11 protein-coding genes are annotated in these 13661 nt (G+C 68.5%); 4 read left to right on the top strand and 7 right to left on the bottom strand.

What is annotated here, in order from left to right; all coding sequences use genetic code 11:
• Positions 1–33: 33 nt before the first annotated feature.
• A complete protein-coding gene (locus tag ACIPV2_RS08235) occupies positions 34–1794 on the top strand; it encodes a beta-galactosidase family protein (protein WP_400840173.1) in 1761 nt (586 codons plus the stop codon).
• Here ACIPV2_RS08235 and ACIPV2_RS08230 read toward each other — a convergent pair whose 3' ends face one another.
• A complete protein-coding gene (locus ACIPV2_RS08230; RefSeq protein WP_400840171.1) occupies positions 1795–2265 on the bottom strand; it encodes a hypothetical protein in 471 nt (156 codons plus the stop codon).
• Here ACIPV2_RS08230 and ACIPV2_RS08225 point away from each other — a divergent pair.
• Positions 2219–2905: a hypothetical protein gene (locus tag ACIPV2_RS08225; RefSeq protein ID WP_400840169.1), complete on the top strand. Its 687-nt coding sequence runs from the start codon at positions 2219–2221 to the stop codon at positions 2903–2905. The genes ACIPV2_RS08230 and ACIPV2_RS08225 overlap by 47 nt on opposite strands.
• Before the next feature lie 12 nt (positions 2906–2917).
• Here ACIPV2_RS08225 and ACIPV2_RS08220 read toward each other — a convergent pair whose 3' ends face one another.
• From ACIPV2_RS08220 to ACIPV2_RS08205, 4 genes are all read right to left on the bottom strand, one after another.
• The gene (locus tag ACIPV2_RS08220) at positions 2918–3847 is read right to left on the bottom strand and encodes a carbohydrate ABC transporter permease (RefSeq protein ID WP_400840167.1); all 930 of its coding nucleotides are present in this window, start codon (positions 3845–3847) and stop codon (positions 2918–2920) included.
• Positions 3844–4818: a carbohydrate ABC transporter permease gene (locus ACIPV2_RS08215; RefSeq protein ID WP_400840164.1), complete on the bottom strand. Its 975-nt coding sequence runs from the start codon at positions 4816–4818 to the stop codon at positions 3844–3846. Before ACIPV2_RS08215 ends, ACIPV2_RS08220 begins: the two co-directional genes overlap by 4 nt.
• Positions 4819–4905: 87 nt before the next feature.
• The gene (locus ACIPV2_RS08210) at positions 4906–6225 is read right to left on the bottom strand and encodes an ABC transporter substrate-binding protein (protein WP_400840162.1); all 1320 of its coding nucleotides are present in this window, start codon (positions 6223–6225) and stop codon (positions 4906–4908) included.
• A gap of 279 nt (positions 6226–6504) precedes the next feature.
• The gene (locus ACIPV2_RS08205) at positions 6505–7218 is read right to left on the bottom strand and encodes an EAL domain-containing protein (RefSeq protein ID WP_400840160.1); all 714 of its coding nucleotides are present in this window, start codon (positions 7216–7218) and stop codon (positions 6505–6507) included.
• A gap of 124 nt (positions 7219–7342) precedes the next feature.
• Here ACIPV2_RS08205 and ACIPV2_RS08200 point away from each other — a divergent pair, with 124 nt between their 5' ends.
• Positions 7343–8371: a diguanylate cyclase domain-containing protein gene (locus ACIPV2_RS08200; protein WP_400840158.1), complete on the top strand. Its 1029-nt coding sequence runs from the start codon at positions 7343–7345 to the stop codon at positions 8369–8371.
• 178 nt (positions 8372–8549) lie between these two features.
• On the top strand, positions 8550–10661 hold the full coding sequence (locus ACIPV2_RS08195; RefSeq protein ID WP_400840156.1) for a copper-translocating P-type ATPase: 2112 nt from the start codon (positions 8550–8552) through the stop codon (positions 10659–10661).
• A gap of 107 nt (positions 10662–10768) precedes the next feature.
• On the opposite strand, the gene ACIPV2_RS08190 is transcribed toward ACIPV2_RS08195, so the two are convergent.
• Both ACIPV2_RS08190 and ACIPV2_RS08185 read right to left on the bottom strand, forming a co-directional pair.
• Positions 10769–11368, bottom strand: a complete 600-nt coding sequence (locus ACIPV2_RS08190) for an NADPH-dependent FMN reductase (RefSeq protein WP_400840154.1) — start codon at positions 11366–11368, stop codon at positions 10769–10771.
• Positions 11369–11469: 101 nt separating this feature from the next.
• Positions 11470–13548, bottom strand: a complete 2079-nt coding sequence (locus ACIPV2_RS08185) for an APC family permease (protein WP_400841780.1) — start codon at positions 13546–13548, stop codon at positions 11470–11472.
• Positions 13549–13661 lie beyond the last annotated feature (113 nt).

The raw sequence follows: 13661 nt of genomic DNA, 5'->3' as shown, positions 1-13661 counted from the left end.
TGAGCGCAAACATTCGTTTCGATCGGGAGCTGTATGTCCACCCCCACCCTCAGCTGGCGCGATGGCCAGATCCTCCGTGACGGAGCGCCGCACCGCATCCTCTCCGGCGCCGTGCACTACTTCCGCGTGCATCCCGACCAGTGGGAGGACCGCCTGCGACGTCTGGCGGCCATGGGCGCGAACACCGTGGACACCTACATCGCCTGGAACTTCCACGAGCGCACCGAGGGCGAGTACGACTTCACCGGCTGGCGCGATGTCGCGCGCTTCATCCGCATCGCCGGCGAGGTGGGACTGGACGTGTTCGTGCGCCCCAGCCCGTACATCTGCGCGGAGTGGTCGAACGGGGGCATCCCGTTCTGGCTCAGCGGGCGCACCCGCGCCCTCCGCACCGTCGACGCCGACTTCCTCACCGCCGTCGACGCCTGGTACGACCAGCTGATCCCGCAGCTCGCGCCGCTGCAGGCCGCCCACGGCGGCCCCATCCGCCTGATCCAGGTCGAGAACGAGTACGGCTCGTACGGCACGGATGCCGAATATCTCGCGCACCTGCGCGACGGGCTGCGCTCGCGAGGCATGGTCGAGATGCTCACGACCGCCGACGGCATCACCTCCGACATGATCGAGCACGGCAGCGTGCCGGGCGCCATGAGCACCTTCACGTTCGGCACGGGAGTGCCGCGCGCGCTCGAGCTGCAGCGCGACGGCGAGCACCTGATGTGCAGCGAGCTCTGGGGCGGCTGGTTCGACCACTGGGGCGAGCAGCACCACATCCGCTCTGCCGCCAGCATGCTGGGCACCGTCGACGAGCTGCTCGAGGCGGGCGGCTCGGTGAGCCTGTACATGGCGCACGGCGGCACCAACTTCGGGCTGTGGAACGGCTCCAACCACGACGGCGTCATCCAGCCGACCGTCACGAGCTACGACTCCGACGCGCCGATCGGCGAAGACGGCACGCTGGGCGAGAAGTTCCACGCGCTGCGCGAGCGCTTCGCCCGCTTCCACGACGGCGAGCTGCCGCCGGTTCCGGATGCCCCGCGCAGGCAGTCCGCGGCATCCGCCGACCTCCGCGCCGACGCCGCGCTGCTCGACGTGATCGCCGCGACGCCCGTGCGCGCCGAGTCGCCGCAGCCGCTGAGCTTCGAGGAGCTCGGCGCGGAGGACGGGCTGGTCGCCTACGAGAGCGACCTGCTCTTCCCTGCGGGCGCGACCCTCGGCATCCTGCAGCTGCATGACCGCGCCACGATCTTCTTCGACGGCGAGCGGCTGGGCACTCTCGAGCACGACGGCGAGCACGCTCTTCCGCTTCCCGCAGCCGGCGGCAGCGGACGGCTGATCATCGTCGTCGAGAGCCTCGGGCGCATCAACTACGGCCCCCTGACCGGTCAGGGCAAGGGCATCCTCGGCGGCGTCGTCATCGACGGGCGCCGGTACCAGCACGGCTGGGCGCACCGCGTGCTCGGAGACGGCATCCCTGCGGTCGATCTCATGGCCGGCGACGAGACGACGGCAGTCGATCCTGCCGGGCTGGCCTCGGCCACGCTCGAGGTGAGCGAGCCGCTGGATGCATGGCTGGCCTTTCCCGAGGGCGCGAAGGGCATGGTGTGGCTGAACGGCTTCCTGCTCGGGCGCTACTGGGAGCGCGGACCGCAGGAGACCCTGTACGCGCCGGCCCCGCTCTGGCGCGCGGGCGAGAACGAGATCGTCGTGCTCGACACCGACCGTCTGCCCTCCCGCGTCGAGATCCGTGAGCAGCCCGCCTTCGGACCGACCGAGGAGTTCATCGGCACCTGATCACGCTGCGATGATGGGCGCGTGAGCTCTTCCACTGCTGTCCGAGCCGATGCCGAGTCCCGCGCGATCGTCGCCGCGGGTCTCGGCGGCCTCATCGGTCTGGCCGGCGGCCTGGTCGTCTTCGCAGGACGCCTGGTCGGGCTGTCCGACGGAGCGCTGCCGGGGGGCTCGTTCGCGGCGCTCGTGGCCGGAATCGTCGGCATCCCGGTGTTCGCGATCACCTACGTACGCGCCGATCGGCGCCGGGGAGCGGTCGCCGAGGTTCCTCGGCGCTCGCGTCTCCGTCGTGCGATAGATGTGCTCGGCCTGACTCTCACCGCCTGCGGGATGGTGATGCTGCTGATCGCCGCGCTCTTCTCCATCGCGCAGCTCGCGTTCCGCTATCTCGAGATCGATGCTCTCGCGGCGGCGGTGCTCACCGCCGGTGCGGTCGCCGCGAGCATACGCGCTGTCGCTGCTGGCATCCGACATCACGACGCAGCGCGTCGCGACCCTGCTCGCGCTGTTCCTCGCCGCTGGCACGCTCTCGAGCATGCTTTCGGCCGAGGACGAGCTCTGGTGGCAGAACAACTTCTCGGCGCTGGGGATGCGGGTGGCGAGCGGCTCCTACGCGTTCAACGTGACCGTCATCCTGTCCGGCCTGGTGCTGATCACCCTGTCCGGCTACCTCACACGGGATCTGCGCGTGCGCAGCATTCGCTACGCGGTGCCGGCGCGGGGCGTCGGCATCGTGCGGACGCTGCTGGTCGTCGTCGGCGTGGCTTTCATGGGGGTCGGTGCCGTGCCGGTGGACGTCAGCCAGCTGCTGCACAACACCTTCTCGATCGGACTCATCGGCGCGTTCGTCGCACTGATCGCGGCCTGCCCTGCTCTCATCGCGGGGCTGCCCCGCGCCTTCGTTGCTGCCAGCGGTGTGTTCGTCGCCGCCATGGTGCTGGCGGTGCTGCTCTGGGTGCCGATCGGCTACTACAACCTCACGGCGGTCGAGCTGCTGGCGGTGGTGGTGGTGTTCACGTGGCTCGTGCTCTTCACACGCAACGTCTCCACCGAGCCGATGCCCGATGCAGACGCTGCGACAGGGCCGTCGGCGGCGCCGGAGGTCAGCCCTTGACGGCCTCGGCGGTCAGCCCTTGACCGCTCCCGCGGTCAGACCCGAGCGCCAGTAGCGCTGCAGGGTGAAGAACAGGATGACCAGCGGCACCACGCCCAGCAGAGCACCGAGCATGACGGCTCCCTTGTCGGGTGAGAAGTAGCTCATCATGCCGTACAGCCCGAGCGTCACGGGCTTCAGTTCGGCGCTGGAGACCATCAGCAGCGGCAGCAGGAAGTTGTTCCAGGTGGCGACGAAGATGAACAGGAAGATGGTCACCATCGCCGGTCCGAGCAGGCGCAGGACGATCGTGAAGAAGATGCGGATCTCGCCCGCTCCGTCGATGCGCGCCGCTTCGAGCAGCTCGGTCGGAACCGAGGACTGCGCGAAGACCATCCCGAGGAAAACGCCGAACGGCGACACGGCGGACGGGATGATGATCGCCCAGATGGTGTTGGTCAGGCCCAGCGCGTGGAACTCGATGTACAGCGGCACGGTCAGCAGCGCCACCGGAAGCAGCAGGCCGCCCATGATCACACCCACGGCGATGCGTCGGCCGGGGAAGACGAACTTCGCGATCGCGTAGCCCGCCATGACCGCGACGAGCGTGCCGATGACCCCCGAGCTGACGGAGTACAGGATCGAGTTCGCGACCCAGCGCCAGAACAGTCCCTGTGTCCAGCCCATGAGGCTGTCGTAGTTCGCGCCGAGGTTCCACTCGGCGAACCAGAAGCCGAAGGTGGAGGTGAGATCGGCGTTGTTCTTCGTCGATGCGACGAGCAGCCAGAACACCGGCACGAGGAAGTACAGCGTGGCGATGACCAGCGCGATGACGCCGAAGGTGCGGGCCATCGGTCCCGGGGCGATCGACCGCGGCGGCAGGTCGTCCGCAGGGGCGGGACGCCGACGGGGGCGCCGGGTCGCCGCCACCTCGGCGGCGAGCAGAGTGGTCGTGGCGGTCATGCGTCCCCCTTGCGGCGCTGCAGCAGCGCGTAGACGATCGCGAGCACGCCGGCGATCACGGCCATGAGCAGTGAGTAGGCGGATGCCGGGCCGCTGCCCGACGGCGAGATCTCGCCCATCATCGAGTTGTAGGTGAGCATCATCGGCGTGAAGTCCTTGCCCATCCACTGGTTCTGGCTCTCGAGCACCACCGGCTCGTTGAACAGCTGGATCGTGCCGATGATCGACAGCAGCACGGCGAGCAACGCGGCTCCCCGCATCATCGGCACCTTGATGCGCGTCGCGACCTGCCATCCGCTGGCCCCGTCGATGCGGGCGGCCTCGTACAGATCACGCGGCACGGCCTGCAGCGCCGACAGGAAGATCAGCATGTTGTAGCCGGTGTACGTCCATGTGGTCATGTTCGCCATCGACAGCAGGATCGACCCCGGTGCGAGGAAGTTCGTGCCCTCGGGAAGGAACTCCAGGAACGGCGAGACCTGCGGCGTGTAGAGGTAGAGCCACATCATCGCCGCGATGACCCCGGGCACCGCGTAGGGGAGGAAGAAGGAGAGCCGGAAGAGACCCGGCCGGCGGACGATGAACGAGTCCAGCAGCAGGGCGAGGGCGAGAGCGGCGACGATCATCACGGGGATCTGGATGGCCGCGTAGAGCACGACGCGACCCATGCCGGCCCAGAACGCGCTGTTGCCGATGGCGAGCGCGAAGTTGTCGAACCCGACGAAGGTGTCGACCAGCTCGCCGCCGCCGTAGAGGCCACCGCCCGACGGCAGCTGCGCGAAGAAGGATGCCCGGATCGAGACGATGATCGGCACGACGAACACCATCAGGAAGAGGATCGCGAACGGCGCCAGGAACATCCATCCCGTCAGACCCTCGCGGCGGATGCGGCCACGTCTTCGAGTCGCCGGGCGCTCGGGTGCGGAGCGGGCGGGTCCGGCGGTGCGCGCTCTGATGGCTGTGTCGGTCACGGCTCTCTCTTCTCCTGATTCAGGACGACGGCGGAGAGCACCAGAGTGCTCTCCGCCGTCGGCTTCATACGCTGTCGTGCTCGCCGGTCACTCGGCGACCGGCAGGCCGAGATCCTTCAGCGACGCGACCGCGGTCTTCTGCGCGGTGGCGAAGACGTCGGCGACCGACGCGGAGCCGCTGCCGGCGCCTGCGGCGACCTCGTTCATCTTCGACAGCGTCGAGAAGCCGGGAGCGTAGGGGAAGTCCGGGTTCAGGTTCTTCGTCGCCGTCGCGAGCTCGGCGAGCACATCCTGGCCGCCGAACTGGCGCTCCATCTTCTCGGGGGTCTTCACCGCGCCGTCAGCGGCGACGACGAGACCCTGGGATGCCAGGTCGTCGACCTGCGTGTTGAACCAGGCGTTGAACTTCATCGCCTCGGCCGGGTGCTCGCAGCCCTTGAGCACCGAGACACCCGAGCCGCCGTCAGGGCCGCTCATCTCGCCCGCGCCGAAGTCGGGCAGCTGCGCGACGCGCCACTGGCCCTCCGCGGGTGTCCCGTCGAGCGAGTCGAGCAGGAAGCCCGCCTCCCACGCGGCGCCCACGTGGCCGATCAGGCTGCCGTCGTTGAGTGCGGCGGTGAAGCCTTCGCCCCAGCGCTCGGTGGTCAGCGTCTGCTTGCTGTCGATGAGGTTCTGCCAGAAGGCGGCCACGCGCTGCGCGCCGTCGCCCTCGGTGTCGACCTTCCACTTGTCGCCGGTGCTCGAGAACCAGGTGTCGCCCGCGGCGGCCGCCTGCGCCGAGAGCCAGTTCGATGCCTCGTCGGGAGTGAACGCGGTGACGAACTTGCCCGCTGCGCCGGCGGTCGCGCTGTCGGCGGTGAGGTCGTCGAGCGTCGCCGGCACGTCGAGGCCGAGCTCGGTGAAGGCCGCCTCGTTGTAGAAGTACACCAGGGGGCCGGTGTCCTGGGGAAGGCCGACGATGGCGTCGCCGACCTTCATGCCGCTGAAGGCGCCGGCCGAGAAGTCGTCCTCGTACTTCTTCGCTTCGTCGGCGACGTCCTGCAGCATGCCCTTCACGAAGAGCTGAGGCACCTCGGAGTAGGCGGTCTGCGCGAGGCACGGCGCGTTGCCGGCCTTCACGTCGGTCTCGAGCTTGAGGATCATGTCGCTCGAGGCGCCATCGAACTTCGTCGCCTTGACCTGGATGTCCGGGTTCTCGTCGTTCCACCGCTGCACGATGTCCTTGACGGCGGTCATGTCCTTGCCGTCGGGCAGCCGGTGCATGTAGTCGATCGTGACGGCGTCGCCGTTCGAGGCGTTGCCGTTCGATGTGGAGTCGGTGCTGCCGCAGGCGGCCAGGCCGAAGGCCGAGACAGCGCCGACGGCGATGACGGCGGCGGTGCGGATGGTGCGGGACGTGGATGCCATGCTGTGCTCCCCGTTGAGGTCAGTTGAGTGGGCAGAGGCGCTCGTGAATGAGGCCTCGGAGCCATTAAAGCGCAGGATGTTTGCGCTCACAACCCAGGAGGGCCAATGGATGCATCGAGTGCGTCGACGGTGCAGGTAGCGCTACCACCGGACGCGAGCAGCTAGACGCGCGCACTGAAGGCAGCTGGACACGCGCGCTGAAGGCAGCTGCGCGCCCGAAGAGCGCGGTCGACGCGAGGGAGGGGCGCGGTCGTCACCGGCGCCAGGGCACGTCCCGGGTCAGACGAGGGAAGCGCTCACTCCGACGCGGCGCTGCAGGTCGGCGAGCATCTCGACGATCCCGTCCACCGGGGTCGGCCGCCCCACGTGATAGCCCTGCGCGAGGCCGACCTCGAGCTCCCGCACGGCGTCGAGCTGTGCCTCATCTTCGACGCCCTCGACCAGTGCGTGCGCCCCGACCTCCTCGGCAGCGTCGAGAATGCTCTCGATGCGGTGCCGGCCGTCGGCATCGGACAGTGAGCGCCAGAACACCACCCGGTCGATCTTCACGATGTCGGGACGCAGCTGGCGGATGCGCTTCTCATCGGCGAAGCCGGTTCCGGCATCATCGATGAGCAGGAACCCGCCGAGCTCGTCGACCTGCTCGCGAATCGCCAGGCACTCCTCCGGCTCGGCGTCCTCGAACAGCTCGAGCCCCCACGAGCGGTCGCAGCGGCGCAGCGTCTCAGCCAACTGGGGAAACGCCATCGTTCGCGGGGACACGTTCAACGTGATGAACCCCGCTGCGGGCAGCGCAGCCGCGGCGTCGACGGCGATCTCGATCAGCTGCAGTTCGAGCTGCGCACGCTGGCCGCGCTCTTCCGCCGCACTCAGGTGATCGAGCGGCGATACGCCATCGTCGAAGCGCGCAAGGGCCTCGAAGCCGACAACGCTCATCGTCTGCACGCCGACGATGGGCTGGAAGAACGCTCGCGCGCTCGCTGTTTCAGACATACGGCTCCGGTCCGTGAGGAACTTCAGTCTATTCCTCGCTGAAGCATAGGCCTCTCCTGGTATATCGCGCGCTAGCCTGAAGCAGGGGAGGGGCGATGGCCTCGATGGTGAAAGGGGGCGGATCGTGATTCCGAAGGGCATCCGCGAGGCCGACGCGGCCGAGCTCGGCTGGCTGAACGCGTCCTGGCTGCGAAGGGTGCGCAGTCGCACGTCCACCTACTCGCTCGTGACGGCGATCATGTGCGCCTTCTTCGCGTTCCTGCTGCTGATCGAGCTGTTCGAAGACGACATCTCTTTCCTGGAGAGGCTGCTGTCGGTGGGGTTGATGGTCGTCGGCTTCGCGGCCGCTGCGGCGGTGCTTGTGTTCCGACTGCGCATCCCGCGCTACGGCGGGCTGATCCTCGTGCTCCTGCACGCGGCGGTGTCCGTGTACTACGTCGGGTTCTCCGACGAGCGGCAGAACGCGGTCGCCAACATCCAGGAGCTTCCGGTGATGGCGATGTACCTCGCCTCGTTCAATGGAGCACGGATCGGTCGGTGGGTCGAGACCGCCATCCTCCTCTCGGTGGGTGCTGCGATGGTGCTCGGCCCGTTCGGCGGTGAGGCGATTCCCGGTGTGGCAGCCCCAGGGCTGTTCGGCCCGGCGAACGTCTTCGGCCTCGTCGTCATGAGCTGGATCTGCCTCGAGATCGGGTTCTTCGTGCGTCACAGGGTGCGCGTCGAATCGCAGACCGATCCGTTGACCGGGGCTCTCAACCGCCGCGGCCTCGTGTACGCGATGACTGAGGCGCTGCGCCGCTCGTCGCGCACGAGGCAGCCGGTGTCGATCGCCCTGATCGACCTCGACGACTTCAAGGCGGTGAACGACGGAGAAGGTCACCAGGCCGGCGACGCCGTGCTGAAGACGCTCGTGGCTCAGTGGACCGCGCTCTCCCGTGTGGGGGATCGGGTCGCCCGTCTCGGCGGGGACGAGTTCGTGATCCTGCTGCCCGAGACGCCCCAGGCGGGAGCTGCAGCGATGGTGGAGCGCATGCGCCAGCTGACCCCGCACCCGTGGTCGTGGGGAGTCGCGGAGGTGCGCTCGAACGAGACTCCCGATGATGCTCTGCGACGAGCGGATGCCGAGATGTACCGCAACAAGCGCAGCCACTGATGCGCCCTCTTCATGCTCTCCGCCCGAGGGAATACCTCTGGGGGGTACGTTGTAGTACCGTGGTGATACCCCTAGGGGGTACTCGCAGCCCGTGGCTGCGCTCGTTCCGCTGACGCAGTTCGCGAGCGGTCCACATACTCCTCGGGCGACCGAGTCGGTGCAGTCAGGAGGTTCGATCATGAACTCGCACGATCAGCACGGTGGGCATCACGAGCAGCACGCACACGGAACGCAGGAGATCGGACGAAACGCAGGAGCATCTGGGGCAGAAGCTCCTGCGATCCGCGAGAACTCCTCCGAACCGGGTGACCACGGTCACCACGGCCACGAATGGCACGGCGGCCACGGCGACCATGTCGCACAGTTCCGACGCCTGTTCTGGGTCAACCTGCTGATCGCCCTCCCCGTGGTCGCGACGAGCGGGATGTTCGCCATGATCATCGGCTACGAGGTCCCCGGCTGGGCGCGCTGGATCGCACCGCTTCTCGGCACGGTCATGTACGTGTGGGGTGGCCGTCCGTTCCTCACCGGCGCGGTGTCCGAGCTCAAGAGCCGCACGCCGGGCATGATGCTGCTGATCGGCCTCGCCATCACAGTCGCGTTCCTCGCATCGTGGGGCGCGAGCCTGGGCATCCTGCACCATGAACTCGAATTCTGGTGGGAGCTCGCGCTGCTGATCGTGATCATGCTGCTCGGCCACTGGCTCGAGATGCGCTCGCTCGCCCAGACCACCTCCGCCCTCGACTCGCTCGCAGCGCTGCTCCCCGATGAGGCCGAGCGCATCGACGGCGACGAGATCACGAAGGTCAGCCCGGCCGATCTGCACAAGGGCGACATCGTCATCGTGCGGCCCGGGGCCAGCATCCCGGCCGACGGCAGGATCATCGACGGCCGCGCCGACATCGACGAGTCGATGCTCACCGGCGAATCCCGGGCGGTCAGCCGCGGTCAGGGCGATCAGGTCACGGCCGGCACCGTCGCCACCGACTCCGGGCTGCGCGTCGAGGTCACCGCGACCGGCGACGACACCGCGCTGGCCGGCATCCGCAAGCTGGTCACCGACGCGCAGGCGTCGAGTTCGCGCGCACAGCGCCTCGCGGACCGCGCAGCCGCGTGGCTGTTCTGGTTCGCGCTGGGTGCAGCCGTGATCACCGCCCTCGTCTGGACGCTGTTCGGGATGCCCGATGACGCCGTCATCCGCACGATCACCGTGCTCGTGATCGCCTGCCCGCACGCGCTGGGCCTGGCGATCCCCCTGGTGGTCTCGATCGCGACCGAGCGCGCGGCGCGAGCCGGCGTGCTCGTCAAGGATCGCCTGGCGCTCGAGAGCATGCGGGGCATCGACGCCGTGCTCTTCGACAAGACCGGCACGCTCACCAGGGGTGAGCCCACCGTGACGGGCGTCGCTTCCGCGGACGGCTGGAGCGAGGACGACGTACTGGCGCTCGCCGCATCCGCCGAGGCCGACAGCGAGCATCCGCTTGCGAAGGCGATCGTGCGCGCGGCCCGGGCGTTCCCCCGGGCGACCGGGTTCAGCTCGTCGCCGGCGGTCGGCGTCACGGCGACGGTCGACGGACACGAGATCCGAGTAGGCGGGCCTCGGCTGCTCGACGAGATCGCTGCAGACGAGATCCCGAATGCCGCCGACTGGCGCTCCGAGGGAGCGATCATCCTGCACGTCGTGCGTGACGGGCAGGTCATCGGCGGGCTGAAGCTCGCCGATGAGGTCCGTGCCGAGTCGCGCGCAGCAGTCGACGCCCTGCAGAAGCGCGGCGTGGAGGTCGTGATGATCACCGGAGATGCCGAGGCCGTGGCGCAGGCGGTGGCTGGGGAGCTGGGCATCCAGCGCGTCTTCGCCGGCGTGCGTCCGGAGGACAAGTCCGCGAAGGTCGCCGAGCTGCAGGGCGAGGGCAAGAAGGTCGCGATGGTCGGCGACGGCGTGAACGACGCTCCCGCTCTCGCGCAGGCGGAGGTCGGCATCGCGATCGGCGCCGGCACGGATGTGGCCATCGCCTCGGCGGGAGTGATCCTGGCATCCGACGATCCGCGCTCCGTCGTCTCGGTGATCGAGCTCTCGCAGGCGAGCTACCGCAAGATGACGCAGAACCTGTGGTGGGCGGCCGGATACAACCTCATCTCGGTGCCGCTCGCCGCGGGCGTGCTCGCCCCGGTCGGGTTCGTGCTGCCGATGTCAGTGGGTGCCGTGCTGATGAGCCTGTCGACGATCGTCGTGGCGCTCAACGCCCAGGCGCTGCGCCGGCTCGACCTGCGCCCCGACCGCGTCTCCTGACCTGCGCCCCGCGCGCCGGGCCCTCGCACCTGGAACACAGGAGATCACACGAAACGGAGGAGCATTTGGCGCGGAAGCTCCTCCGTTTCGTGGGAACTCCTCCGAACTCAGTGCATGGTGTCGGGGTCGGAGTCGCCTACGTGGCCCGGCAGGATGCTCGAGAGCACGCGTTCGACGAAGGCGGCGTACTCGTCCATGTAGTGCCCGAGGAACTTCGCCGTGGACTCGTCCTTCACCTCGCCGTCCGGTCCGTACGCCTCCGGTGCGAACGTGATGTACGCCTCCGGGGCATTCAGCTGCGGCGCGTCGAGGAAGCTCAGCACGCTGCGCATCGACGCCTGCATCACGGCGGTGCCGATCGCACCGGTGGAGGCGCCGATGATGCCGGTGGGCTTGCGAGCGAACGAGTTCTGCCCCCACGGGCGTGAGCCCCAGTCGATCGCGTTCTTCAGTGCGCCGGGGATCGAGCGGTTGTACTCGGGCGACACGATCAGCAGCCCGTCCGAGCGCTCGATCGCCCGCTTGAACTCGGTGACCGCACCCACGGGCGAGTTCTCGTCGTCGCGGTTGTACAGCGGCAGATCGCGAATGGGGATCTCGGTGAGCTCGAGGCTCTCGGGGGCCAGGCGCACGAGTGCGCTCGCCAGCACGCGGTTGATCGAGTCGCTCGCGAGACTGCCGACGATGTAGCCGATGCGGTGGACCATGTCGTTCTCCGATCTTCTGGGATCACTCAGGTCTACTCGCTCGAGCGAAGTGCGACAACGGGGGTTGTGCCCGCGCTCGCCCCGCGCCTCAGCCCTGCGCCTCAGTCCTGCGCCTCGCCTTGGTCGGGAGGCCCGGCCGGACGCTGCGCGCGCCGACCACGAGGCGGCGTCCCGTACAGCGCCACCGGGCGACCCGCACGCTCCTGACCGGGCAGCGGACGCGAGCGGCGGCCGTAGATCAGCTCCGACGAGTCGAGCAGCCACGGCACGAGCGTGATCGTCACGCCGTGCACGAGCATCAGCTGCGAGGCGATCCGGCGCGCGCGTCGGTTGTGCAGCACGCTCTCCCACCAGTGCCCGACGATGTACTGCGGCAGGTAGACCGTGACCACCGACGGTCCGTGCTTCTCGCGGTACTCGCGGATGAAGTGCTCGATGGGCTGCGCGTAGGTGCGGTATGGCGAATCGACGATCACCAGCGGCACCGGGATGCGGTGCTGCGCCCACTCGCGCTGCAGCACCTTCCCGTCCTCCGGCGTCAGGGCGATGTGCACGGCGATGGTCTTGTCGTGCTGCGCGGCGATCGCGTAGTCGAGAGCCTTGATCACCGGCTTCTGCAGGCGGCTGACGAGCACGATGGCGACGTCGCCCTGCGAGCCGAAGTGCGTCGTGTCGTCGATGCTGATCTCGTGCTCGACGTCGCGGTAGTACCGCTTCACTCCCAGCATCAGCACGGCCAGCACCGGGATGGCGAAGAACACCATGTAGGCGCCGTGGGTGAACTTCGTGATCGTGACGATCACGAGCACGGCGACCGTCATCACCGCGCCCAGCGAGTTGATCACCAGTCCCACGTGCGCCGAGCGCCGCTCAGCCGCGACCTCCGACAGCGGCCGGTGAGTCGTCTCGCGCAGCATCCGACGCCAGTGGCGCACCATGCCGATCTGGCCGAGCGAGAACGAGACGAAGACGCCGATGATGTACAGCTGGATCAGAGCGGTGAGGTTCGCCTGGAAGGCGACGAGCACGGTGACCGCGCCGATGCCGAGCAGGATCATCCCGTTCGAGAAGACCAGCCTGTCGCCGCGGGTGTTCAGTGCCTTCGGCGCGTAGCCGTCGCGGGCGAGCACGGCGCCCAGCAGGGGGAAGCCGTTGAACGCGGTGTTGGCGGCCAGCAGCAGCACGCACGCGGTCGCCGCCTGGATGACGAAGAACAGGATGCTGCCCCCGCCGAAAGTCGCCGCCGCGATCTGCGCCATGAGGCTCGGCTGCGGGCCCGAGCAGTCGAAGCCCTGCAGGTCGCACGGGTTCTCGGCGTAGCGCACGCCGGTGATCAGCGCCATGGCCGTGAGGCCGGTGAACAGCAGCGCCGAGACCCCGCCCATCATCGTCAGGGTCAGCTGCGCGTTGCGGATCTTCGGGCTGCGGAACGCCTGCACGCCGTTCGACACCGCCTCGACGCCGGTCAGCGCCGAGCATCCGCTCGAGAACGCGCGCAGCACGAGCAGCACGATCGCCGCCTGCGAGATGCTCTCGGCCTGCACGGTGTAGCCGGCGCTCGCCGCGACGGGCGCATCACCCAGGAAGGTGCGGATGAGGCCGGTGCCGATCATCAGCACGACCGAGCCGATGAAGACGTAGGTCGGGATGGCGAACACGGTCGACGCTTCGCGCACGCCGCGCAGGTTTACGATCACGATGAGGATGACGAAGCCGACCGCCAGCTCGACGCGCCACGGGTCGAGGGAGGGCACGGCGGAGATGATGTTGTCGACGCCGGATGCGATCGACACCGCGACGGTGAGCACGTAGTCGACGAGCAGCGCCGCCGCGACGACGACCCCGGGCACCTCCCCGAGGTTGGTCGATGCGACCTCGTAGTCCCCGCCGCCGGAGGGGTACGCCTTGATCAGCTGCCGGTAGCTGAGCACCACCACGATCAGCAGCAGCACCACGGCCGCCGCGACCCATGGGCTGAGGGTAAGGAACGACACCCCGCCGAGGAGCATGATCATCAGCATCTCCTGCGGCCCATAGGCCACCGAGCTCAGTGCGTCGGATGCGAAGATCGGCAGCGCCATGCGCTTGGGAAGCAGCTGATCGTCGACCTGCTGGGTGGTGAGCGGTTCACCGAGGAGGATGCGCTTCGCGAGCTGCGGGGCGTCCGCGTTCTCGCGCATTTCGTCTGCCACGAGCGGCGACACTACGCCTGCGGCGGTGCGCCCGCAACAGACGCGCCGACCGGTTCGTCGTCAGGCGCTCGATGTCACCGATCCCAGGCGATTCTGAAGGC

Source organism: Microbacterium sp. NPDC089987, from assembly GCF_044748505.1.
Lineage (GTDB): Bacteria > Actinomycetota > Actinomycetes > Actinomycetales > Microbacteriaceae > Microbacterium.
This window is presented reverse-complemented; position numbering and strand designations above follow the sequence as displayed.

Bases quoted from the DNA above. Each gene is read 5' to 3' on its own strand.
- ACIPV2_RS08190 (WP_400840154.1), bottom strand. From the start codon at position 11,368: ATGGTCCACCGCATCGGCTACATCGTCGGCAGTCTCGCGAGCGACTCG.
- ACIPV2_RS08185 (WP_400841780.1), bottom strand. From the start codon at position 13,548: ATGCGCGAGAACGCGGACGCCCCGCAGCTCGCGAAGCGCATCCTCCTC.
- ACIPV2_RS08205 (WP_400840160.1), bottom strand. From the start codon at position 7,218: ATGTCTGAAACAGCGAGCGCGCGAGCGTTCTTCCAGCCCATCGTCGGC.
- ACIPV2_RS08230 (WP_400840171.1), bottom strand. From the start codon at position 2,265: ATGTCGGATGCCAGCAGCGACAGCGCGTATGCTCGCGGCGACCGCACC.
- ACIPV2_RS08235 (WP_400840173.1), top strand. From the start codon at position 34: ATGTCCACCCCCACCCTCAGCTGGCGCGATGGCCAGATCCTCCGTGAC.
- ACIPV2_RS08210 (WP_400840162.1), bottom strand. From the start codon at position 6,225: ATGGCATCCACGTCCCGCACCATCCGCACCGCCGCCGTCATCGCCGTC.
- ACIPV2_RS08220 (WP_400840167.1), bottom strand. From the start codon at position 3,847: ATGACCGCCACGACCACTCTGCTCGCCGCCGAGGTGGCGGCGACCCGG.
- ACIPV2_RS08195 (WP_400840156.1), top strand. From the start codon at position 8,550: ATGAACTCGCACGATCAGCACGGTGGGCATCACGAGCAGCACGCACAC.